This is a genomic window from Phenylobacterium sp., assembly GCF_046290725.1.
Taxonomy (GTDB): Bacteria; Pseudomonadota; Alphaproteobacteria; order Caulobacterales; family Caulobacteraceae; genus Phenylobacterium.
Genome location: NZ_JBKBUH010000001.1, coordinates 1,032,574 through 1,054,561 on the forward strand (window position 1 = coordinate 1,032,574; position 21,988 = coordinate 1,054,561).

Sequence of the window (21,988 nt, forward strand, 5' to 3'; positions counted from 1 at the left end):
AAGGTCCGCCTATGAACCGCCGCCGCCTGCTTTCCTCCGCCGCCGCTTTGTGCCTGACCGGTTCCGCCGCCGCCGCGGCCCCGATCCGCACCCGCTGGAGAATAGCGACCAGCGAGGGCCTCGACGCCCTGGCCTTCCTCGGCCCTCTATCGGGCAAGCCGTTCTACACGCGCTTCTACGAGGCCGAGCTCGCGATCTTCCGACCGAAGCTGCCGGCCGACGCCCTGGCCGCCCTTGCGCGGCTTTCCGACGCCTACGACGCCGACGACACCCTGATGTGGCCTACCCTCACCCTGATCATGTCGGGCGGTCGGACGGGGGATGTCGACATGCTGGTCCGCAGCCTCGAAGCGGCGGAGACGGACCTGCTCGCGCCCTTTCGCGCCAACGCAAATTGGGACGAGAAGACCTGGGCGCGCTTCATGGCCGCCCGCCCCGATCTGGACACGGTGCTCAGGGCGCTGGCGGCCGCAGATTTCGCAGGCTTCCGGCGCGGTTATGTCGAGCCGATAGCGGCGAGGCGCATCGCCGAACTCTCGGCCTTTTACGGAGGCCTGGACGTGGTGGCCGAACAGGAGCGGCTGCTGGGTCGCAGGCTGGATCCCGAGGTTCAGATCGATCTCCTCTGGTTCTGCAAGCCCCACGCCGCCCGGGTCCAGGGCCAGAGGTTCATCGCTCACTTCACCTATTCCGACCAGGCGATGGTCAAGACCGCCGCCCACGAGCTGTTCCACCCGCCCTTTGACATGCGGGGCGCCACGGCCAGGGCCTGTCTTGCGATTCTCGAGAAGGACGCGCTGTTCGCCCGCATCCTCGCCGAAAAGGACAGGTCGACCGGCTACAATACCCTTGAGGGCGTGCTCAATGAGGACGTCGCCCAGGCCCTGGACCAGATCGTGCAGGAACGCCTCGGATTCGCTCTCGACCCCAAGACCCGCTGGACCGGTGCGGACCAGGGGATGCACATCCTGGCCGCCGGTCTGTATGGCCAATTGAAAGCCGAAGGCTACGACCGGACCGGTGGGAACATCGAACGCTGGATGGCGAACGCGGCCAGGAGCGGAAAGCTGTCGCCAGCCGTCTTGCATGCCGCCGCGGCCAGGGTGGTGGAACGGCCGGTCGATCGGCTCTGGACGACGCCCGGGGAGGTCTAGCGCTGCGGCTCGTTTCGCCAGGCCTTTTCCTCGAGGCCGGAGCGGCCTTCTCGGCTTTCCAGCCAGGCGGCGACGTCGTCCAACGTCACGCCCGCGGCCGCGAGGGTGACGAGCCAGTGATAGAGCAGGTCGGCGCTTTCTGAAGCCAGGCCGTCGCGATCCTTCTGCACGGCGGCGATCACCGTCTCAACCGCCTCTTCGCCGAGCTTCTTGGCGGCGCGTTCGACGCCTTCCGCCAGGAGCTTGGCGGTGTAGGATTCCGAGGGATCGGCGCCCCGGCGCGCCTCGATCGTGGCGGCAAGCCGCTCCAAGGTTTCGGAAAATCGGCTCATGCGGCGGCCTCGGTGAGACGGACAGGAATTCCGGCGGCGGCCATCGACCGCTTGACCTCGGAGACCGAGACCTCGCCGAAGTGGAAGATGGAGGCGGCGAGCACGGCGTCGGCGCCGCCCTTCAGCACCGCGTCCACCATGTGCTGCGCATTTCCCGCGCCGCCCGAGGCGATGACCGGGACATTGACCGCGGAGGTGACGGCTTTCAGCAGGTCCAGGTCGTAGCCGGTCTTGGCTCCGTCGCGGTCCATGGAGGTGAGCAGGATCTCGCCGGCTCCGCGGGCCACGGCGTCGACGGCGTATTCCGCCACCTCGAGGCCCGTGTCCGTCCGCCCGCCATAGGTGAAGACCCGCCAGCCGTCGTCCGTGCGCTTGGCGTCGATCGCCACGACGACAGCTTGCGACCCGAAGGCGTCGGCGCAGGCGCTGATCAGATCACGGTTTTCGACCGCGGCGGTGTTGACGCTGATCTTGTCGGCGCCGGCCAGCAACAGGCGCCGCGCGTCCTCGACCTGGCGGATGCCGCCGCCCACCGACAGCGGCATGAAGCAGACGTCGGCGGTGCGGGCGATGACGTCGAGGATGGCACCGCGGCGCTCGTGGCTGGCGGTGATGTCGAGGAACATGAGCTCGTCGGCGCCGGCGGCGTCGTAGGCTCTCGCCTGCTCCACCGGATCGCCGGCGTCGCGCAGGGAGACGAACTGCACGCCCTTGACCACGCGCCCGTCCTTGACGTCCAGGCAGGGAATGACGCGGACCTTCAGCATCAGGCGGCGGCCTTCAGGGCTTCGGCCGGGACGATGGCGCCGTTGTAGAGCGCCCGGCCCAGCACCGCGCCGGCGACGGGCGTGCCCGGCCGCGCCTTCAGCTTGACGATGTCGTCGACGCTGGCCAGGCCCCCGGCGGCGATGATCGGGATGGCCACGGCGTCGGCCATGGCCCCGAACGCCTCGACATTGAAGCCCATGACCGTGCCGTCGCGATCGATGTCGGTGACGATCAGGGCGCCGACGCCGGCGTCCTCGTAGCGCTTGGCCACGGTCACCGCGTCGAGGTCGGAGCTTTCGGTCCAGCCCTGGAGGGCGACCTTGCCGGCGCGGACGTCCACCGAGACGGCGATCTGTTCGGGCCAGCGGCGGGCGGCTTCCTTGACGATCTCCGGTTCGGTGACGGCGACGGTGCCCAGGATGACGCGGCTCACCCCGGCCTCGATCCAGCGCTCGATATCGGCGAGCGAACGGATGCCGCCGCCCAGCTGTACGGGAATGGAGACCGCGCCCAGGATCGCTTCGACGGCGTCGGCGTTGACCGCCTTGCCTTCGACCGCGCCGTTCAGGTCGACCACATGGACCCAGTGGAAGCCGGCCTCGGCGAACTTTCCGGCCTGGTCGGCCGGCGAATTGTTGAAGACCGTGGCGGTGTCGAGATCGCCGTGCAGGACCCGCACGCACTGGCCGTTCTTCAGGTCGATGGCGGGGTAGAGGATCACGGTCGCCACTCCAGGAACCGCGCCAGCAGGGCGAGCCCGGCGCTTTGCGACTTTTCGGGATGGAACTGTACGCCCGCCACATTGCCCTTGGCGACCGCGGCGGGAAAGCGGCCCCCGTGGTCCACATAGGCCGCCACATCGCCTTCGTCTTGCGGATAGAAGGCGAAGGAGTGGGTGAAGTACATCGGAGAGTCGCCGATGTCCCTCACCAGCGGCGGGCCGGAAAGGCCGCTCAAGGTGTTCCAGCCCATGTGCGGGATCTTGGCGGCAGGGTCCGAGGGCTCGATCCGCCGCACGTCGCCCGGAATCCAGGCGAGACCCGGCGTCTCGCCGAATTCCAGCCCACGCGAGGCGAGCAGCTGCATGCCCACGCAGACGCCGAGGAACGGCCGCCCTTTTTTCCGGACCGTCTCGGTCATGGCTTCGACCAGGCCCGGCCGTTCGGAAAGCGCCTGCATGCAGGCGGCGAAGGCGCCGACCCCGGGCAGCACGATGCGGTCGGCTTTCGCCACGCGCTCCGGGTCGCAGGTCACATGGACGGCCGCGCGCCCCTCGGCGGCGCGGACCAGCGCCTTTTCGGCCGAGCGAAGGTTGCCCGACCCATAGTCGATCAGGGCGACATTCTGCATGGAAGGATCCTTACAGCACGCCCTTGGTGGAGGGGGCGTGGCCGTGGGTCTTGGGGTCGAGCTCGATGGCCGTCCGCAAGGCGCGGGCCAGGGCCTTGAAGCCGCTCTCGGCGATATGGTGGCTGTTGTCGCCGTAGAGCGTCTCCAGGTGCACGCAGGCGCCGGCGTTCATGGCGAAGGCGTGGTGGAACTCCTTGAAGAGCTCGGTGTCCATTTCGCCGATCTTGGGCGTGCGGAACGCCACCTTCCAGATCAGATAGGGCCGATTGGAGAGATCGATCGCGCAGCGCGTCAGGGTCTCGTCCATCGGGATATAGGCGTGGCCGAACCGGCGGATCCCCTTGAACCCGTCGAGGGCCTCCTTGATCGCCTGGCCCAGCACGATGCCGGTGTCCTCCACCGTGTGGTGGAAGTCGATGTGCAGGTCGCCCTTGGTGCGCACGTAGAGGTCGATCCCACCGTGGCGGGCGAAGGAATCCAGCATGTGGTCGAAGAAGCCGACGCCGGTCTCGACATCGGCCACGCCGGAGCCGTCCAGATCCACGCGCACCGTGATCTGGGTCTCCTTGGTATTGCGGACGACTTCCGCGGTGCGGGCCATCTAGAGTCCTTTCGACGCCGCCAGATCCTTCAGGGAGGCAAGCGGACGCGGGCCGTAGTGCGAGATCACCTCGGCCGCGGCGAGCGAGCCGAGCCGGCCGCAGACGTCGAGCGGCCGCCCCCTCGCGAGGCCGAACATGAACCCGGCTGCGTATTGGTCGCCCGCGCCCGTCGTGTCCACGACTTTTTCCACCGGGAACGCTTCCACGGCGTGGGTTTCGCCTTGCGTAGCCACCACGGAGCCCTTGGCGCTGCGGGTCACTGCGCAGATCTTCACCCGCTCGCGCAGGGCCGCCACCGCGGCGTCGAAGTCGTCGGTTTCGAAGAGGGCGGTGACCTCGCTCTCATTGGCGAAGACCAGGTCGACCTGGGTTTCGAGGAAGCCCAGCAGGGCGTCGCGATGGCGCTCCACCACGAAGCTGTCCGACAGGGTGATGGCGATCTTGCGCCCGACGCCCCGGGCCAGGCCCGCGGCCTTGGCGAAGGCGCGCCGGGCCGGCTCTGCGTCGAACAGATAGCCTTCGAGATAGACGATCTGCGCCGCCTCGATCACAGCGGGGTCGATGTCGTCGGCCACGAACTCGGTGGAGGCCCCCAGATAGGTGCACATGGTCCGCTGGCCGTCGGGGGTGACATTGATCAGCGAGCGGGCGGTGGCCGGCCCGCCGACCAGGCGCGGGGTGTCGAAATGGGCGCCGATGGCGCGCATGTCGTGGGTGAAGACGTCGCCGAGCTGATCCTCGGCCACCTTGCCCAGAAAGGCCGCCCTGCCGCCGAACGAGGCGATCCCGGCTATGGTGTTGCCGGCCGAGCCGCCCGAAGCCTCGATGCCGGGCGCCATCTTTTCGTACAGCTCGACGCCGCGGGCCTCGTCGATCAGCATCATGGCCCCTTTGTCGAGGCCGTTGGCGGCGATGAAGGCGTCCTCGGCGGGGGCGATCACGTCGACAATGGCGTTGCCGATGGCGGCGACGTCGTAAAGCTCGGTCATATAGGTCTTTCCGGGAAGGCGTCGGCCGGTTGCTACAGCCAAAGCGCTGGCCGGGCAACGACTTGGGTCAGGCGGAGGAATGACAGGCATGCGGCTGCATCATTTCAGCGAGGATCCCGCGATCCGGCGCTTCGACCCGCGGCCGGTGCGCGTTCCCTCGCCGCGGCCGCCGGGGCGGGAGTGGCTGAACGGGCCGCTGGTCTGGGCCATCGAGGCGCAGCGCGCGCCCATGTACCTGTTTCCCCGCGACTGTCCGCGGATCCTGCTCTGGGGGACGCCGCAGACCACCGAGGCCGACCGCCGCAGATGGCTGGGCGCCAGCGCCGCGGCGACGGTGGCCTATGTCGAGTGGGACTGGCTGGAGCGGGTGCGGACCGGAACGATCCATCGCTACGACCTGCCGCCGGACACCTTCGAGGACCTGCAGGACGCCGGCATGTTCGTGTCGCGCCAGGCGGTGGTCCCGTTCGCCATGGAGACTCTCTCCGACCTGCCGGCGGCGCTGCGGGCGCACGATGTCGAGCTGAGGGTCGTGGAAAGCCTCGCCCCCCTGAAGGGAGCGTGGGAGTCCAGCCTGCACGTCAGCGGAATCCGGCTGCGGAACGCAAGGGGCTGGGCCTGAGGCAACTTGGCGGCGGCCTGGGGCGTTTTCCTTCCGAAACAAATTCCGGAGGGAATATGGGAATCTTCGGTCACAAGTCGGAGGATAAGAAGGCGGACGCGGGCCTTGTTCGCGGCTCCAGCGGCCCCGCCGCCGACGCAGCCGTTCAAGGCAAGGTCAGGCCTGAGGACCGCTCGGTCGACGGCCCCTCCGTCCGCGGCGCCGAGCCGTTGGGCGAGACGGAGAAGCCAGACCAACTGGCCGACAAGGCCGCCGCCGCCGAGAGCCGCCAGGAAGCCCTGGTCGACGAAAGCATCGAGGAAAGCTTCCCGGCCTCTGATCCGCCCAGCGCCAAGCGGATCACCTGAAGGCTCTAGAACCCGCGCATCTCCGCCCACGCCTCGAAGGGGTCGCGGCGGGTGCGCAGGGTATTGATCGGGGCTGCTTCGTCGCGCCACCCCAGGGCCATGCCGGAGAACACCATGTGGTCGTCCGGCAGGTTCAGCACTTCGGCCAGGGTCTTCGGATAACGCGCCCAGTATTCCTGGGCGCAGGTGTCGAGGCCCCGTTCCGTCGCCAGCAGCATCACGGTCTGCATGTACATGCCGAGATCCGACCACTGCGGCGGGCCGAGCTTGCGGTCCAGGCAGAAGAACAGGCCGACGGGCGCCCCGAACAGCTCGCCGTTGCGGGCCAGCTGGCGCAGGCGGGCGGGCTTGTCCTCGCGCGGGATGGAGATGGTGGCGTAGAGATCCTCGCCGCATTCGAAGCGCCGCGTCCGGAACGGGTCCCACAGATTGGGGGGATAGACGTCGTATTCCGGCTCTTCCCCGAAGGGGTTCGCCGTCACCTTGGCCTTGAGCTCCGCCAGGGGCTCGCCGGCCAGGGCGTAGACCCGCCAGGGCTGAAGATTGCCGCCGGAGGGCGCGCGGGCGGCGGCCTGCAGAATCTCGCGCACCGTTTCGGCCGGCGGCGTCTCGGGCCTGAAGGCGCGGATGGAGATGCGGCGTTCGACGGCCTCGCTGACGTTCACGGGCGGCTCCCTTGTTCGGGCCTATCCAAGCAAACTGTCGCGAGGGAAGGAAAGGCTCAGTAGGGGACCTCGGACCAGCGGGGCGGCCAGGCCTCCGGTTCGGGGGGCTCATAGAGCCAGGATTCCTCAGCCTCCCGTTGCTCGGCGACGCGGTTGCGGCGGACCGGCGCCGGGTCGGCGGCGGCCTCCAGGGCGATCAGGGTCGGCTCGGGCAGGGCGGCCGGGGGCGGTGAGGGGAACCAGTCGTAGTCGCGCACCGGCAGGCCGCGATGGGCCTGGGTCATGAAGCGTTTCCAGATCGCCGCGGGAATCTGGCCGCCGGTGACGCGGGCCATCGGCCGGTTGTCGTCGTTGCCGACCCAGACGACGCACAGCCAGTCGGGAGTGAAGCCTGCGAACCAGGCGTCGCGGTGGTCCTGACTGGTGCCGGTCTTGGCCGCGGCCGGGCGCCCGAACCAGGCGTCGCGCCCGGTGCCGGCGCGCACGACACCCTCCATCATCTGCACCATCTCGGCCGCCTCGAAGGCCGGATAGACCGGCGCGGAGGCCGAAGGCGGCCGGACATAGAGCGCTTGGCCGCGGGCGTCGGCGATGCGGGCCACCAGATAGGGCCGGCTCTGGCCGCCGCCGGACTGCAGCACCTGATAGGCGGCGGCGAGCTCCAGCGGCGTCACCTCGTAGGCGCCCAGCGCCAGGGACGGCCCGGGTGAGTCGGGAATTCCCGCCAGCCCAAAGCGGCGGGCGAGCGCCGCCACCTGCTCGATTCCACTCTCGCGAGCCAGGCGCACCGAGACGGTGTTGATGGAAAGCTGCAGGGCGCGTTGCACGGTGACCGCGCCCCGATAGCCGCCGCCATAGTTCTGAGGCCGCCAGCCGGCCAGGTGGACCGGGGCGTCGTGACGGATGTCGCCGGGGCGCACGCCGCGCTCCAGGGCGGCGGCCCAGACCAAGGGCTTGAACGCCGAGCCGGGCTGGCGACGGGCCTGCAGGGCGCGGTTGAAGCGGCTCTCCCCATAATCGGCCCCGCCGATCAGGGCGCGGACCGCCCCGTCGGGCGCGAGCGCCACCAGCGCGGCCTGGCGGGCGCCGCGGGCGCGGCCCTCGCGGGCGAGCGTCGCGCGCACCACCTGGGCGGCGTGGGCCTGGAGATTCGGATCGATGGTGATCTCCACCACCAGGTCGGGCGCCCGGTCGCCAACCAGGGCCAGGGCCTGGGCGGCCGCAGCGTCGTAGGCCCAGGCCATGTCGCCTTCCGGCGCGGCCCCCGGCGGGGCGAGCCTGGGCTGTGCGGCCAGCGCCGCCTCGATGGGCGTCGCTTCGATCCAGCCGAGCGCCGAGAGCCTGGCCAGCACCAGCCGTCCGCGGGCCCAGGCGGCGTCCGGGTCGTTGGTGGGCGACAGCCGGGTCGGCGCGCGCGGCAATCCGGCCAGCAGGGCGGCTTCGCTCAAGGAAAGCTCGGCCGGCGCCTTGCCGAAGTAGGTCTGTGCGGCGGCTGACAGCCCGTAGGCCCGGCCGCCCAGATAGATGCGGTTGAGGTAGAGCTCGAGCAGCTCGTCCTTGGTCAGCATCCGCTCCAGGCGGGCGGCCAGGATCGCCTCCTGCACCTTCCGCCGAAACGTCCGGTCGGGGCTGAGGAACAGGGTGCGGGCCAGCTGCTGGGCGATGGTGGAGCCGCCCTCCACCGCCCGGCCCTCGCGGGCGTTGCGCAGGCTGGCCCGCAGGATGCCGCGGGGATCGAGCGCGCCGTGTTCGTAGAAGCGGGCGTCCTCGATGGCGAGGAAGGCCAGGGGCACGTGCTCGGGGAGCTGCGAGAGCCGCACCGGCGCGCCGTGACGGGGGCCGCGCTGGGCGAGGATTCGGCCCTGGCCGTCGACGAAGGTCATGCCTGGCGGCCGGCCGGCGCCCCAGAGACTGTGGCGGTCAGGGACCTTCGGCAGGTCCCGCAGGAAGGCGTGGTGGAAGGCGACCGCGCCGCCCAGAGTGAGGTTGAACAGCGCCAGGGCCGTGCAGGCCGCCAGCGGCCAGGAGAGGCGCCGGCGGCGTCCCCTCTTCGGCTGTTCGGCGGCGTCGGTCACGGGCGGGCTCGGCGATGATGGTCGGGAAAACGCGCGCGGCCGGCTCAAAGCCGCACGGGTTGGGGATCGATCACGCAATCTTTGCAAGCGCGGGGCCAGGCGTCGAGGCGCGGCCGGGAACGGCCAAGGCGTGCGGCGGGTTTAGGGCGCGCAACCCCAAATCCATCCGGAGAACGCCATGCAGGCCAGCAACGAGCATGCGGTCAAGGTTCTGAACAGCCTGATCGAAACCACCCTCGACAGCGCCAACGGCTACCGCGAAGCCGCCGAGAACGCCGAGACCAGCACCTATCGGACCCTTTTCTCGGAACGCGCCCAGCGTCGGCTCGACCTCACCCGCGAGCTGCAGTCGGAGGTGCGCACCTTCGGCGGCGAGCCGGAGACCGACCAGTCGCTGATGGGCAAGGCGCACAACAAGTTCGTCGACCTGAAGCGGGCGATCATGGGCAAGGACGACAAGGCCGTGATCAACGAGGTGGAGCGCGGCGAGGACGCCATCAAGGGCAAGTACGAACATGCCTTGAAGGACGATGATCTGCCGCCGGCCGCCCGCCAGGTGGTGGAGCGCGCCTATGCCAGCATCAAGGCCGACCACGACGAGGTCAGCCGGATCAAGCACTCCCTGAACTAGACCTTCACGAACAGCTTGCGCGAGGGGCAGAGATCGCCCACCGGGCAGTCCTCGCACCTCGGCCGCCGCGCAATGCAGGTATAGCGCCCGTGCAGGATCAGCCAGTGATGCGCCCGGGTGAGGTAGGGGTCGGGCACGACCGCCATCAGCTCGGCCTCCACCTGCTCGGGCGTCTTGCCGGTGGAAAGCCCCAGACGGTGCGAGACCCGGAAGACGTGGGTGTCCACCGCGATCGCCGGCTCCACGCGCAGCTCGTTCAGCACCACGCTGGCGGTCTTGCGGCCGACCCCGGGCAGGCCCTGAAGGGCCTCCCGGTCCAGCGGAACCTCGCCGCCGTAACGCTCCACCAGGATGCGCGCGGCGGCGATGACATTCTTGGCCTTGGTGCGATAGAGGCCGATGGAGGCGATGTAGGGGATGAGGCCCTCCTCGCCGAGCTCCAGCATCTTCTGCGGCGTGTCGGCGACCGCGAACAGCCTGGCCGTGGCCTTGTTCACCGAGACGTCGGTCGCTTGGGCCGACAGCGCCACCGCCGTCACCAGAGTGTAGGGATTGGAGTATTCCAGCTCGGTCCGCGGATCGTCCTCCAGGGACTGGAAGCGGTGGAAGATCTCCTCGATCCGCGCCTTTTCGGCAGGCGAGAGGCGCTTGCGGCGGGCGGCGGTCTTGCGGGCGGGCTTGGCCATGGCGGCGGACCATGCCGCGACGCCGCCGTCTCGCCAAGCCTTCTGCCGGATCGGTTTCGCAGGTAGAGTGAGGGGCGCGATGGACAGCCTCCTCTACATGGACGCGACGATCACGCCCAACCGTTCGCTCTCGCAGCGCGGCTTCGTCGTGCTGATCAGCGTGGTGACCTTCTTCAACGTCCTGGCGGCGCTCGCCTTCCTGCGCATGGGGGCGGTGTTCGTGCCGCTGTTCCTGGGCCTCGACGTGGCCGCCGTGGCCGCCGCCTTCGCCGCCAGCTACGCCGCGGCCAAGCGGGTGGAGCGGGTGCAGGTCACCGCGCACGCCGTCCGGGTTTCGGAGGAGACGCCGCGGTTCACCCGGGTCCTGTGGGAAAGCCCCACGGCCTTCACCCGCGTCTGGCGCGAGGTGGATGAGGACGACGTGGTCCAGGAGGTGCGCCTGTCGCTCTCAGGCCGCCACACCGCAGTCGCTCGCGCCTTGAGCCCCGTCGAGCGGGCCGACTTCGCCCGGGCGCTGGAGCGGGCGATCTACGCCGCACGCTCCGGGCGGGTGTAAGCGCGGCGCGCGCGCTACAGGATGAACCGGCTGAGGTCGGTGTTCTGGGCCAGTTCGCCGACGCGGGCCTTCACATAGGCCGCGTCGATCGTGACCGCCTCGCCGGAGCGGTCGGAGGCGGTGTAGCTGACCTCCTCCAGCACCTTCTCCATCACCGTCTGCAGTCGGCGGGCGCCGATGTTCTCCACCGCGCCGTTCACGGTGACGGCGGCGTCGGCCAGCGCGTCGATCGCATCCTCGGTGAAGGCGAGCGTCAGGCCTTCCGTCTCCATCAGCGCCTGGTTCTGGCGGATCAGATTGGCCTCCGGCTCGGTCAGGATCCGGCGGAAATCGTCGCGGGTCAGGGCCTTCAGCTCGACCCGGATCGGCAGGCGGCCCTGCAGCTCCGGCAACAGGTCCGAGGGCTTGGCCACGTGGAAGGCGCCCGAGGCGATGAACAGGATGTGATCGGTCTTCACCGGGCCGTACTTGGTGGAGACCGTGGTGCCCTCGATCAGGGGCAGGAGGTCGCGCTGCACGCCCTCGCGGCTGACGTCGGCGCCGGCCCGTTCGCGATTGGAGGCGACCTTGTCGATCTCGTCCAGGAAGACGATGCCGTTGTTCTCGGCCAGTTCCAGGGCCTCCTGAGTCAGGGCCTCCTGATCCAGCAGCTTGTCGCTCTCCTCGGCGATCAGCGGGGCCCAGGCGCCGGAGACGGTGGTCTTGTGGGTCTTGGTGCGGCCGCCGAAGGCCTTGCCCATCATCTCTCCCAGATTGAGCACGCCCATGGATGCGCCCGGCTGTCCGGGGATGTCGAACATCGGCAGGCCGCCCCCGGTGTCTGTAAGGCTCAGCTCCACCTCCTTGTCGTCCAGTTCGCCGGCGCGGAGCTTGCGGCGGAAGGCCTCGCGGGCGGCGGTGGAACCGGGGCCGGTGAGCGCATCCAGCAGCCGCTCCTCGGCCGCGGCCTCGGCCCGGGCGCGGACGGCGGCCCGGCGCTTGTCGCGCACCATGGCCATGGCGCTCTCCACCAGGTCGCGGACGATCTGGTCGACGTCGCGGCCGACATAGCCGACCTCGGTGAACTTGGTGGCCTCCACCTTCAGGAACGGGGCCTGGGCCAGCTTGGCCAGGCGCCGGGCGATCTCGGTCTTGCCGACGCCGGTGGGGCCGATCATCAGGATGTTCTTGGGCGTCACCTCGTCGCGCAGCTCGGCCGGCACCCGGCGGCGGCGCCAGCGGTTGCGCAGGGCCACGGCCACAGCCTTCTTGGCCTCGGCGTGGCCGACGATGAAGCGGTCGAGTTCGGAGACGATCTCGCGGGGGGAAAATTCGGTCATGGGCCGCTTAGATAGGCGAGGGAGGGGCCGGTTGTCAGGCCTTGGGCGGCGGGACGGTCAGGATCATGTCGTAGACCAGGCGCCAGCCTTGGAGGTCGTGCCGCCAAAGGCGCACATAGTGGCCGCGGCCGCCCTCCCAGCGCGCGTCGCCATAGGTCCAGACCAGGTCGCCGGCGTCCGAGGCGCCGCCGCCGAGGGCCGAGAAGGCGATGGCGGCCGGACGGGTCGAAAGCTCGGCCTCGACGGCCTGCGGCGTCGTGGCCGGAACGGCAGGGGAGCCGACCACCCGCGCCTCGGGCGCCAGCACCGCCTTCAGCGCGCCGCGGGCGTCGTCTAGCGCCTGGACGGCGACTTGGGTCTCCAGGGCCCGCACCTGGTCCAGGGCGGCCTCCGGGGTCTGGTCCGGCCCGGTGGCGGGTGCGAGATGGGCGGGCTCGGCTTCGGCTCCGGGCGCCTCGCCATGGGCGCTCGGCGCGCCGCCGTCATAGACCCACTTCCAGCTTCCGTCGGCCTGCCGCGCCCAGACGGTGAAGTACCAGCCGGAGGGCTTGCCGTCGTAGGTCGCCGGCCCCGTGGTGAAGCCCAGGTCGCCAGAGCGCGAGATTCCCGCCCACAGCGGCCACCAGACCAGCGGCGGTCCCTTGGTCGATGGCCGAGCGCCGTAGAACGCGTGGGCCCGCACGGGGTCCGGCGCGAAGACGATGGCGTCGACCGTCGCGTGCTTGAGGAAGGAGTCGCGGATTCCCAACGCCAGGCCGTCTGCTGCAAAGGCGCGTTCGGCGGCCACGACGGGGGTCGGATCGGCGGCGAAAGCGGGTCCGGCGGCCGCCGCGGCGAGGAGAGCCAGGGCTGCGGCCGGCGCGCGCATGGCTAGAGCGTCTCCACCGTCAGTTCGCCGTTGGTGTAGACGCAGATCCGGGCGGCGATGGCCATGGCCTTGCGGGCGACCTCTTCGGCCGAGAGCGCGCTGTCGGCGAGCGCCAGGGCGGCGGCCAGGGCGTAGTTGCCGCCCGAACCGATGGCCGCCACGCCGCTTTCGGGCTCCAGCACGTCGCCCACGCCGGTGACGGTGAACACGGAATCCTTGTCGGCCACCAGCAGCATGGCCTCCAGCCGGCGCAGATAGCGGTCGGTGCGCCAGTCCTTGGCCAGGTCGACGCAGGCCCGGGCCAGTTGCTCGGGATACTGCTCGAGCTTGGTCTCGAGCCGCTCGATCAGGGTGAAGGCGTCGGCCGTGGCGCCGGCGAAGCCCGCCAGGACCCGGCCGCCGGCCAGGCGGCGCACCTTTCGGGCGTTGCCCTTGACCACGGTTTGGCCCATCGAGACCTGGCCGTCGCCGGCGATCACGGTCTGGCCGCCCTTGCGCACCGCGAGGATGGTGGTGCCGTGCCAGTCGGGGAAGCTCGTCATGGCTTGGATGTGGCGGGGGGCGGCGGCGAGGTCAAGCGCGCGGAGGCAAGGCCATGGCTTTCACCGACGAGGAGGTCGAGCGCTACGCCCGCCACCTGGTGCTGCGCGAGGTAGGCGGTCCCGGCCAGCAGCGGCTGAAGGCCGCCAGCGTGCTGATCGTCGGGGCCGGCGGCCTGGGCGCGCCGGCTTCACTCTACCTGGCCGCCGCCGGGGTCGGGCGGATCGTGCTGGTCGACGCCGACACGGTGGACGTCTCCAATCTGCAAAGGCAGGTGATCTACGCCGCCGCCGATGTGGGCCGGCCGAAGGTGGAGGCCGCGGCCGAGCGGCTGCGCGCCCTGAACCCGCACGTCCATGTGGACCCCACGCCGGTGCATCTGGAGGCCTGCAACGCGCGCGCCCTGGTGCGCGGCGTCGACCTGGTGCTGGACGGCACCGACGACTTCGCCACCCGCTTCGCCGTCAGCGACGCCTGTGTCGCCGAGGGGCGGACCCTGGTCTCCGGCGCCATAGGCCGCTGGACGGGCCAGGTAGGCGTGTTCCGCGGGCGGCCCTGCTACCGCTGCCTGGTGCCGGACATCCCGCCGGAGGCCGAGACCTGCGTCGCCGTCGGCGTGGTGGGCGCGCTGGCGGGCGTGGTCGGCTCGATGATGGCCCTGGAGGCGATCAAGCTGATCGCCGGCGCCGGCGAGCCCCTGGCCGGCCGGCTGATGATCTATGACGGCCTGGCCGGCGAGACCCGCACGGTGAAGATCGGCGCCGACCCGGAATGCCCGTCCTGCGGCGATCCGGTCTAGGCGAACGCCTTGGCGATGAAGGCGACGGAGGTTTCCAGCACCTGGCGCTCGACCTTCGGCTCCCAGTAGCCATGGCCGGCCTCACGCAGAGTCACCAACTGGACGGCCTTGCCGGCGGATCTCAGCGCCGAGGCCATGGCCTTCGACTGGTCGGCCGAAACCACCTGGTCCTCGAGTCCGTGGACCAGCAGCACCGGGGCCCGAAATTCCTTGGCGCGACGCCGCGGTGACCAGGCCGCCAGTTTTTCGGCGTCGGCCTCAGGATCGCCGATGCGCCGCACCCAGAGCTGATAGTAGGGTGAATCAGCGCCGTCCCGCCGTTGCGAAGCCAGAATTTCGGGCAGGTCGCTGACGCCGGCGATGGAGACGACTGCCCGATAGAGGTCCGGCCGACGCACCGCTCCCATGAGGGCCGCATAGCCGCCATAGCTGGCGCCGCAGATAGCCACTCGGTCGGGATCTGCGCGGCCGCTGGCCAGAACCTGCGCCACGGCGTCCTCGACGTCTTCCTGCATCCGGTCGCCCCAGCGGCCATGACCGGCCTCGGCGAACGCCTGGCCGTAGCCGCCCGAGCCGCGGAAATTCGGCTGCAGGACCAACCAGCCTTGGGCTGCGAAGGCCTGGGCGAACAGATCGAAATCCTGGCGATCCCGGGCGACCGGGCCGCCATGGGGCATGACGACCAGGGGGCGGGGCCCGCTGGCGAGCGGAACGGTCAAATAGGCCCGGAAAGTCGCGCCGTCGCGCGTGCGGACGTCCAGCATCTCGACCGGCGCAAGGCTCTCTTCCTTGAGCCAGGGCCTGGAGATCGCCACCGGCTCGAGCCGCCGCCCCGGAAGGTCATAGAAGTAATAGGCTCCCGGCAGGCGGGGGCCGCTGACGAAGGCCAGGAACCGGGTGCGGTCCCGGTTCATGCCGTAGATCCGCACGTTGCAGGTCTTGTCGAAGAAGCTGTCGATGCCACGGAAATGCGCGTTCAGCGCCTTGTCCGCAAAGTCGTAGACCACCCGGTCGTCCGTGGAGATGGCGGCGACGTAGCGGCCGTGCTCGTCGACCAGCGCGCTTTCGATATCGCGATCCTCCCGCTGGGCGACGGCCTCTCCGAAGGACATGTCGCGAATGTCGAACGGGCGGAGGCTCGCCATGTCCTCACCCTCGGCGCGGGCGACGGCGAGGAACACGCCGGCCGCTTCGGTGAAGCCCACAATGTCGAAGTCCGGCCGGTTGAAGCCGTCGTAGCGGGCGATCTTGCGGAGCACCTTCCAGTTCGTTTCGCCTGGAGGGCGGCCCAGCAGTGAGCCCGCCGTGCCCCGGTCGTTGTAGTCCCACCGCAGGACCGGCTTGCCATCCTGAACCGACCAGGTGTCGGTCGCGGGTCCACCCCGTTCCACCAGAGCCGCCGCACCGGTGTAGACATCGACGGAATAGAGCGCCTTGGACAGCCCCTGAGGTTCCCAGGCCTGCATCAGGATGCGCTGGGGATCGTCCGGCAACATGTCGACGATCTGACTGAGATTGAAATTGGTCTTCAGAAACGCCCGGTCGCCGAACATCATGGCTGGCGGGCTGCCGTCCAGCCCGACGCTCAGCATGCGCCGGACGCTGGTGTTAAAGGTCATGCCGAAGCGGGTGCCGGTTGGAACATAGTCTTCTTCCCGTTTCATTAGAACGGAGATCAGCAGCCGGTCGTCGTTGGCCCAGCGAACGTCCTCGACGTCATAGTTGCCGATGATCACCCGGGTCGCCGGCGCGTCGAAGTTGTCGGCCGAAATCAGGCTGACATAGGCCGCGCGGCGCCCGGACTCGTTCACCTCGTGCAGAAGCGCGATACGTTTGCCGTCGCGCGACAGGGCGGCCCCACGGTTGACCGCCGGGCGCGTCAGCTCCTCCAGGCTCGACGGTCTGGCGACGCCCGCGGCCGCCGGCGCTGCAAGCCAGGGCGCGAGGGCCGCGGCGCCCAGCGCTGTTCGTCTGGTGATCATGAATTCCCCCCGGAACAACTGCCGGTAGTTGTTCCCGAAGGGATCCCCCATCGTCAACAGCGAAGCTTGGCCGGCGGCCTCGGCGTCTCGCCGCCGATGATCCATGGCGGCCCGCTCAGGCGAACGCCTTGGCGATAAAGGCGACGGAGGTTTCCAGCACCCGGCGGGTCGCCGTCGGCTCCCAGCCGCCATGGTCCATGCCGGCGATCTCGACATGTTCGAAGCGCTTGCCCGCACTCTTGAGAGCGCCGGCCATGATGCGCGACTGAGCCGGCCTCACCACCTGGTCCTCCGTCCCGTGAATCAGCAGCACCGGGACCTGGATCTCGCCCGCCCGATGGCGTGGAGATTCCTGGATCAGGCGCGGCTTCTCGGCTTGCGGATCGCCGATCGTCTCAACCCAGTACTGATAGATGGCGGCGTCCTCGCCGCTTCGGCGGACATCTTCCAGGACCTCGATCAGGTCGGAGACGCCGGCGATGGACACGGCGGCTCGATAGAGCCCGGGCCGCCGAACGGCGCCCATCAGAGCGGCGTAGCCGCCGTAACTGGCGCCACAGATGGCGATGCGCTGGGGATCGACCCGGCCGGCGGCGACCACCTGGTCGACGGCGTCCTCCACGTCTTCCTGCATACGGCCGCCCCATCGCCGCCGCCCCGCCGCGGCGAAATCCCGGCCATAGCCCCCCGAGCCCCGGAAATTGGGCTGCAGCACGAGCCATCCCTGGGCCGCGAAAGCCTGGGCGAAGAGGTCGAAATCCCACCGGTCGCGGATCTCCGGCCCTCCGTGGGGCATCACCACCAGCGGCCGCGGCCCGTCCCCTCGGGGAACCGTGAGGTAGGCGCGGATCGAGGCGCCGTCCCGAGTGCGTACGTCGAGGCTCTCCATCGGGGCGAGCCGATCCGCGCCCAGCCAGGGCCTTCCCGCCGCAAGCGGGGAGAGGCGTCTGGCGGCGACGTCGTAGAGATAGAAGGCCGAGGGTTGCTGAGGGCTGGTCGCGTGGATGACAAAGCGGCCGCCGCTGCGATCCACCTGAACGAGGCGGACGTTCATCTTGCGCCCGAAGAAGCTTTCGACACCCCGGAAGTGGGGCGCCAGGCTCTCGTCGGCGAAATCGTACGAGAAGCGATCTTCCACATATCGCGCGGCTACGAACCGCCCCTGGTCGTCCACCAGGGCGCCGTCCACGTCCAGACCGGGACGTGCGGACACCGTTTCGCCGAAGGTCAGATCGCGGAGATCGAAGCGTTTGAGGCTCGCGACGGGCTCGTCTTCCGTCCGATGGATGGCGAGGAAGACTCCCGCCTCGTCGGTCGGCCCCACGATGTCGAGGTCGGGTCGCCGGATCTGGGTCCGCATGACCAGCTTGCGCACGAGCCGCCAGTCCGAGGCGTCGGGAGCGCGGGCATAGAGGGAAGCGACCGTTCCGCGGGCGTTGTAGTCCCACCGCAGCATTGGCCGGCCGTTCTGGACGAACCAGGTGTAGGTCGCGGCGTTGCCCCGCTCGAACAAGGTCGACGCGCCGGTATAGACGTCCACGGCGTGCAGCACGCGCACGCCGGAGGCGGGATCCCACAGCCGCATCAGGACATGCCTGTCGTCGTTCGGGAGAAGGTCGACGACGCTCCCCAGATCGAAATTGCTGCGCAGGACCCGGGTTTGATCGCCGAACAACAAGACGGGCGGCTGGTCGTCGAGACCGACGCTCATCATCCGCCTGAAGCTGGTGTCCAGCTTTAGCGGCTGGTGCGATCCGGTCGGAACATAGTTCTCCTGCCGCTTTACGAAAATGGAGATCAGAAGACGTTCGTCATTGGCCCAATAGAGCCGGTCGACGTCGAAATCGCCCAGCACGACCTGTCTGGGAGGCGCCGTCAGGTCGTCCGCCGCCAGCAGGAGGACCACCGCGACGCGCCTTTCGCCGGCCCGTTGTTCTCGAAGTAGGGCGACGAGGCGGCCGTTGGGTGAAAGGGCGGCGCCGCGCACCGTCGCCGGCCGCACCAGTTCCTCGATGGTCAGGGCGCCCGAGGTTTCCTGCGCACCGGCGGCGAAGCTCGCCCAAGGCGCAGCTGCGGCGGCGGCCAATAACGCCCTCTTGGTGATCATTCCCACCCCCGAACAATCACCGGTAGTCATCTCTGGGCAGGCGGTCGTCGTCAACAGCGAAGCTTGCGCCTCGCCTCACAGCATCGCTGGGATCACCCGGTCGGGCGGGCGGTGGCCGTCGGCCCAGGTCTTGATGTTGACGATGACCTTCTCGCCCATGTCGATGCGGGCCTCGACCGTGGCCGAGCCGAGGTGGGGCAGGAGGACGGCGTTGGGGAGCTTGAGCAGCTTCGGATTGATCGCCGGCTCGAACTCGAAGACGTCCAGGCCCGCGCCGGCGATGCCGCCCTTGGCCAGCAGGTCGGCCAGGGCCGCCTCGTCGATGATCTCGCCGCGGGCGGTGTTGACCACGATGGCGTGGGGCTGCAGCAGCTTCAGCCGCCGGGCCGACAGCAGATGGTAGGTGGCCGGGGTGTGGGGGCAATTGACGCTGATCACGTCCATCCGCGCCAGCATCTGGTCCAGGCTTTCCCAGTAGGTCGCGCCCAGCTCTTCGGCGATCACGTGGCTGACCGGCTTGCGGTTGTGATAGTGGATCGACATGCCGAAGGCGCGCGCCCGGCGCGCCACCGCCTGGCCGATCCGGCCCATGCCGATGATCCCCAGTCGCTTGCCGGTGATCCGCCGGCCCATCATCCAGGTGGGAGTCCAGCCGGTGAAGCCGCCGCTCTGCGCCACATTGGCGCCTTCCACCACCCGCCGGGCGACCGCCATGATGAGCGCCATGGTCAGGTCGGCGGTGTCGTCGGTCAGCACGCCCGGCGTGTTGGTCACCGTGACGCCGCGGGCGTTGGCCGCGGCCACGTCGATGTGATCGACGCCGGCGCCGAAGTTGGCGATCAATTTCAGCTGATCGCCGGCCTGGGCGATCAGCTCGGCGTCGATCTTGTCGGTGATGGTCGGCACCAGGGCCGCGGCGGTCTTCACCGCCTCGGTCAGGGCTTCGCGGCTCATCGGCGCGTCGGTGAGGTTGAGTTCGGTGTCGAACAGCTCGCGCAGCCGCGTTTCCACGGGGTCCGGAAGCTTGCGTGTGACGATGACTTTCGGCTTGCGGGCGGCCATGGGGTCCGGAAAGGAATCTTTAACTGTGCGCGGGGCGTTTCTCTTGTTCGCAGGAACCTCTAGCAAAGCCCCCATGCACGGCCAAGGCGAGCCTGACCCGAACCGGCGTCTTCGCACCCTCCTGCCTCTCCTGGCGGCCCTGTTGGCGGCCGGAGCCGCAGGCCCGGCGGCGGCCGAGCGCGCCACGCCTTCGGGCTACCCGGTGCCGCGCTACATCTCCCTGAAGTTCGACAAGGTCTACGCCCGGGCCGGCCCGGGCGAGGATCATCGGCTGCTCTGGGTCTATCAGGTGAAAGGCCTGCCGGTGCAGGTGGTGGCCGAGAACAGCCAATGGCGGCGCATCTGCGACCCCCAGGGCAACATGGCCTGGGTGCACAAGCGGCTGACCGACGGCCGGCGCACGGTGATGCGCGTGCGGCAGAGCCCCCTGCCGATCCGCTCCAGACCGCGCGCGGAGGCCGAGATTCGCGCCTATCTGAACCCGCGGGCCATCGCCGCGTTGGTCCGCTGCGACGAGGACTGGTGCAAGGTGCGCGTGGACGGCGTCACCGGCTGGGCTCCGGCTTCCGGGCTGTGGGGAACGGCCGATGCGGTCCAGTGCCGCCCATCCCACGCCCGTTGAGCATCGGGGCGGGCTCTGCTAGGGCCTGCCGTTCCGAAACTTCAACGAGGCTCCCGCAACGGAGCCCGCCGCCGAAAGGCCGATGCATGACCACGGGCGCCAAGGCCAAGGACCGGTACGACCTCGAAGAGCTGCTGACCTGCAGCCGGGGCGAGATGTTCGGTCCGGGCAATGCGCAGCTTCCGGCGCCGCCGATGCTGCTGTTCGACCGCATCACGCTCATCACCGACGAGGGTGGGGCGCACGGCAAGGGCCGTATCGAGGCGGAGTTCGACATCAACCCGGACCTCTGGTTCTTCGACTGCCACTTCATCGGCGATCCGGTGATGCCGGGCAGCCTGGGCCTGGACGCCATGTGGCAGCTGGTCGGGTTCTATCTGGGCTGGATCGGCGGCAAGGGCCGGGGGCGCGCGCTCGGTTGCGGCGAGGTGAAGTTCGCCGGCGAGGTGACACCCGACATCAAGAAGGTCACCTACAAGATCGACATGAAGCGGGTGATCAATCGCCGCTTGGTGATGGGGATCGGCGACGGCGTGCTGGAGGCCGACGGAAATCCCATCTATTCGGCTGCGGACCTCCGCGTCGGGCTCTATCAGCGGCCCTGACGCCGTCAGAACGGGAAAAGGAAGCCATGCGTCGCGTCGTCGTCACCGGGATCGGGATCGTCTCGTCCATCGGAAACAACGCGAACGAGGTCCTGGCCTCCCTGCGGGAGGCGAAGTCGGGCATCTCAGCCGCGCCGGAATACGCCGAACTCGGCTTCCGCTCGCAGGTCCATGCGGCGCCCCAGATCGACTGGGAGGCGATGGTCGACCGCCGCGCCGCCCGTTTCCTCGCCCAAGGAACCGCCTTCGGCCACATCGCCATGGAGCAGGCGATCGCCGATTCCGGCCTCGCGCCGGACGAGGTTTCGCATGAGCGGACGGGCCTGATCGTCGGCTCCGGAGGGCCTTCCACCAAGGCCATCGTCGAGGCGGCGGCGACGGCGAAGGAACGCGGCCCCAAGCGCGTCGGCCCCTTCGCGGTGCCCAAGGCGATGAGCTCCGGCGCCTCGGCGACGCTGGCCACGTGGTTCAAGATCCGTGGCCTCAACTTTTCGATCTCCTCGGCCTGCGCCACCTCCACCCACTGCATCGGCTCGGCCTACGAACAGATCCAGCTCGGCAAGCAGGACGTGGTCTTCGCCGGCGGCACGGAGGAGATCGACTGGACCCTTTCGGTGCTCTTCGACGCCATGGGCGCCATGAGCTCCAACTTCAACGACCGCCCGGCGACGGCCAGCCGGGCCTATGACGCCGACCGCGACGGCTTCGTGATCGCCGGCGGCGCCGGGATCGTCGTGCTGGAGGAATACGAGCGCGCCAAGGCGCGCGGGGCCAAGATCTATGCCGAGGTGGTGGGCTACGCCGCCAATTCCGACGGCTTCGACATGGTGGCGCCCTCCGGCGAGGGCGCGGCGCGCTGCATGCGCCTGGCCCTGCAGAGCGCCGGCGGCCGCAAGATCGACTACCTGAACCCGCACGGCACCTCCACGCCGGTGGGCGACATCAAGGAAATGGAGGCCGTGCGCGAAGTGTTTGGCGCCGAGCCGCCGGCGATCTCGTCCACCAAGTCGCTGACCGGCCACAGCCTTGGCGCGGCCGGGGCGCAGGAGGCGATCTATTCGATCCTGATGCTGAACAACGGTTTCCTGGCCGAGAGCGCGCACATCGAAACCCTCGACCCAGCCTTCGCCGACCTGCCGATCCTGCGTCGGCGGGCCGACCGCCAGGTGGAGACGGCCATGTCCAACTCCTTCGGCTTCGGCGGCACCAACGGCTGCCTGATCCTGGCCCGCGCCTAAACCCCGCTTGCGCGGGGCCGCCGCGGCGTCCAAAAACTCGCCCCAAAGAAGACGACAACGCCAGGAGAC

The 21,988-nt window shown here is 69.5% G+C and carries 24 protein-coding genes; 9 read left to right on the forward strand and 15 right to left on the reverse strand.

All coding sequences use genetic code 11. The features are described from left to right. The first annotated feature begins 11 nt into the window (after positions 1 to 11). Entirely contained in the window at positions 12 to 1,154 is a 1,143-nt protein-coding gene (locus ACK41C_RS05460) for a hypothetical protein (RefSeq protein ID WP_409651270.1), read from the forward strand. Here ACK41C_RS05460 and ACK41C_RS05465 read toward each other — a convergent pair. Genes ACK41C_RS05465 through ACK41C_RS05490 form a run of 6 tightly spaced genes read right to left on the reverse strand, consistent with a single transcriptional unit; the run spans position 1,151 to position 5,195 of the window. Then, positions 1,151 to 1,486: a phosphoribosyl-ATP diphosphatase gene (locus ACK41C_RS05465; RefSeq protein WP_409651272.1), complete on the reverse strand. Its 336-nt coding sequence runs from the start codon at positions 1,484 to 1,486 to the stop codon at positions 1,151 to 1,153. The two genes, ACK41C_RS05460 and ACK41C_RS05465, sit on opposite strands and share 4 nt — an antisense overlap. After that, positions 1,483 to 2,253 carry an imidazole glycerol phosphate synthase subunit HisF gene (hisF, locus tag ACK41C_RS05470; RefSeq protein WP_409651274.1) on the reverse strand — a complete coding sequence of 257 codons (771 nt, stop codon included), beginning with the start codon at positions 2,251 to 2,253 and terminating at the stop codon, positions 1,483 to 1,485. Before hisF ends, ACK41C_RS05465 begins: the two co-directional genes overlap by 4 nt. Continuing rightward, complete coding sequence (hisA, locus tag ACK41C_RS05475; RefSeq protein ID WP_409651276.1) at positions 2,253 to 2,975, reverse strand: 1-(5-phosphoribosyl)-5-[(5-phosphoribosylamino)methylideneamino]imidazole-4-carboxamide isomerase; 723 nt, start codon at positions 2,973 to 2,975, stop codon at positions 2,253 to 2,255. Before hisA ends, hisF begins: the two co-directional genes overlap by 1 nt. Further along, a complete protein-coding gene (gene hisH, locus ACK41C_RS05480) occupies positions 2,972 to 3,604 on the reverse strand; it encodes an imidazole glycerol phosphate synthase subunit HisH (protein WP_409651278.1) in 633 nt (210 codons plus the stop codon). The genes hisA and hisH overlap by 4 nt, the downstream gene beginning before the upstream one ends. Before the next feature lie 10 nt (positions 3,605 to 3,614). After that, positions 3,615 to 4,205, reverse strand: a complete 591-nt coding sequence (hisB, locus tag ACK41C_RS05485) for an imidazoleglycerol-phosphate dehydratase HisB (protein ID WP_409651280.1) — start codon at positions 4,203 to 4,205, stop codon at positions 3,615 to 3,617. After that, positions 4,206 to 5,195: an adenosine kinase gene (locus ACK41C_RS05490; protein ID WP_409651282.1), complete on the reverse strand. Its 990-nt coding sequence runs from the start codon at positions 5,193 to 5,195 to the stop codon at positions 4,206 to 4,208. Positions 5,196 to 5,283: 88 nt separating this feature from the next. Between ACK41C_RS05490 and ACK41C_RS05495 the strand changes: the two genes are divergently transcribed. Continuing rightward, a complete protein-coding gene (locus ACK41C_RS05495; RefSeq protein WP_409651284.1) occupies positions 5,284 to 5,817 on the forward strand; it encodes a DUF6886 family protein in 534 nt (177 codons plus the stop codon). Between the two features lie 56 nt (positions 5,818 to 5,873). Next, positions 5,874 to 6,164 (forward strand): hypothetical protein, encoded by a 291-nt coding sequence (locus tag ACK41C_RS05500; protein ID WP_409651286.1) that lies wholly within the window; start codon positions 5,874 to 5,876, stop codon positions 6,162 to 6,164. A 5-nt stretch (positions 6,165 to 6,169) separates the two neighbouring features. Here ACK41C_RS05500 and ACK41C_RS05505 read toward each other — a convergent pair whose 3' ends face one another. Next, a complete protein-coding gene (locus tag ACK41C_RS05505; protein WP_409651288.1) occupies positions 6,170 to 6,829 on the reverse strand; it encodes a nitroreductase in 660 nt (219 codons plus the stop codon). A 56-nt stretch (positions 6,830 to 6,885) separates the two neighbouring features. Beyond that, on the reverse strand, positions 6,886 to 8,904 hold the full coding sequence (locus ACK41C_RS05510; protein WP_409651290.1) for a transglycosylase domain-containing protein: 2,019 nt from the start codon (positions 8,902 to 8,904) through the stop codon (positions 6,886 to 6,888). A gap of 178 nt (positions 8,905 to 9,082) precedes the next feature. Between ACK41C_RS05510 and ACK41C_RS05515 the strand changes: the two genes are divergently transcribed. Continuing rightward, positions 9,083 to 9,535, forward strand: coding sequence for a PA2169 family four-helix-bundle protein (locus ACK41C_RS05515; RefSeq protein WP_409651292.1), 453 nt, complete (start codon positions 9,083 to 9,085; stop codon positions 9,533 to 9,535). Here ACK41C_RS05515 and nth read toward each other — a convergent pair. Beyond that, the gene (gene nth, locus ACK41C_RS05520; protein ID WP_409651294.1) at positions 9,532 to 10,221 is read right to left on the reverse strand and encodes an endonuclease III; all 690 of its coding nucleotides are present in this window, start codon (positions 10,219 to 10,221) and stop codon (positions 9,532 to 9,534) included. The two genes, ACK41C_RS05515 and nth, sit on opposite strands and share 4 nt — an antisense overlap. A 79-nt stretch (positions 10,222 to 10,300) precedes the next feature. Between nth and ACK41C_RS05525 the strand changes: the two genes are divergently transcribed. Continuing rightward, positions 10,301 to 10,777, forward strand: a complete 477-nt coding sequence (locus tag ACK41C_RS05525) for a DUF2244 domain-containing protein (protein ID WP_409651296.1) — start codon at positions 10,301 to 10,303, stop codon at positions 10,775 to 10,777. 14 nt (positions 10,778 to 10,791) lie between these two features. On the opposite strand, the gene hslU is transcribed toward ACK41C_RS05525, so the two are convergent. Genes hslU through hslV form a run of 3 tightly spaced genes read right to left on the reverse strand, consistent with a single transcriptional unit; the run spans position 10,792 to position 13,506 of the window. After that, the gene (gene hslU / locus ACK41C_RS05530) at positions 10,792 to 12,096 is read right to left on the reverse strand and encodes an ATP-dependent protease ATPase subunit HslU (RefSeq protein ID WP_409651298.1); all 1,305 of its coding nucleotides are present in this window, start codon (positions 12,094 to 12,096) and stop codon (positions 10,792 to 10,794) included. A 34-nt stretch (positions 12,097 to 12,130) separates the two neighbouring features. Beyond that, positions 12,131 to 12,964, reverse strand: a complete 834-nt coding sequence (locus ACK41C_RS05535) for a DUF4440 domain-containing protein (RefSeq protein ID WP_409651300.1) — start codon at positions 12,962 to 12,964, stop codon at positions 12,131 to 12,133. 2 nt (positions 12,965 to 12,966) lie between these two features. Next, complete coding sequence (hslV, locus tag ACK41C_RS05540; RefSeq protein WP_409651302.1) at positions 12,967 to 13,506, reverse strand: ATP-dependent protease subunit HslV; 540 nt, start codon at positions 13,504 to 13,506, stop codon at positions 12,967 to 12,969. Positions 13,507 to 13,559: 53 nt separating this feature from the next. Here hslV and ACK41C_RS05545 point away from each other — a divergent pair, with 53 nt between their 5' ends. After that, positions 13,560 to 14,303 (forward strand): HesA/MoeB/ThiF family protein, encoded by a 744-nt coding sequence (locus tag ACK41C_RS05545; RefSeq protein WP_409651304.1) that lies wholly within the window; start codon positions 13,560 to 13,562, stop codon positions 14,301 to 14,303. Here the strand turns inward: ACK41C_RS05545 and ACK41C_RS05550 are convergent. The 3 genes from ACK41C_RS05550 to ACK41C_RS05560 form a co-directional block, all read right to left on the reverse strand. Beyond that, complete coding sequence (locus tag ACK41C_RS05550; RefSeq protein WP_409651306.1) at positions 14,300 to 16,285, reverse strand: alpha/beta hydrolase family protein; 1,986 nt, start codon at positions 16,283 to 16,285, stop codon at positions 14,300 to 14,302. The genes ACK41C_RS05545 and ACK41C_RS05550 overlap by 4 nt on opposite strands. Positions 16,286 to 16,400: 115 nt before the next feature. Further along, positions 16,401 to 18,392 (reverse strand): alpha/beta hydrolase family protein, encoded by a 1,992-nt coding sequence (locus ACK41C_RS05555; protein ID WP_409651308.1) that lies wholly within the window; start codon positions 18,390 to 18,392, stop codon positions 16,401 to 16,403. Positions 18,393 to 18,467: 75 nt separating this feature from the next. Then, on the reverse strand, positions 18,468 to 19,454 hold the full coding sequence (locus tag ACK41C_RS05560; protein ID WP_409651310.1) for a 2-hydroxyacid dehydrogenase: 987 nt from the start codon (positions 19,452 to 19,454) through the stop codon (positions 18,468 to 18,470). 73 nt (positions 19,455 to 19,527) lie between these two features. Between ACK41C_RS05560 and ACK41C_RS05565 the strand changes: the two genes are divergently transcribed. The 3 genes from ACK41C_RS05565 (at position 19,528) to fabB (ending at position 21,919) form a co-directional block, all read left to right on the forward strand. Beyond that, positions 19,528 to 20,076, forward strand: coding sequence for an SH3 domain-containing protein (locus tag ACK41C_RS05565; RefSeq protein WP_409651312.1), 549 nt, complete (start codon positions 19,528 to 19,530; stop codon positions 20,074 to 20,076). An 86-nt stretch (positions 20,077 to 20,162) separates the two neighbouring features. After that, positions 20,163 to 20,681 (forward strand): 3-hydroxyacyl-[acyl-carrier-protein] dehydratase FabA, encoded by a 519-nt coding sequence (gene fabA, locus ACK41C_RS05570; protein ID WP_409651313.1) that lies wholly within the window; start codon positions 20,163 to 20,165, stop codon positions 20,679 to 20,681. A 26-nt stretch (positions 20,682 to 20,707) separates the two neighbouring features. Next, the gene (gene fabB, locus ACK41C_RS05575) at positions 20,708 to 21,919 is read left to right on the forward strand and encodes a beta-ketoacyl-ACP synthase I (RefSeq protein WP_409651315.1); all 1,212 of its coding nucleotides are present in this window, start codon (positions 20,708 to 20,710) and stop codon (positions 21,917 to 21,919) included. Positions 21,920 to 21,988: the final 69 nt, after the last annotated feature.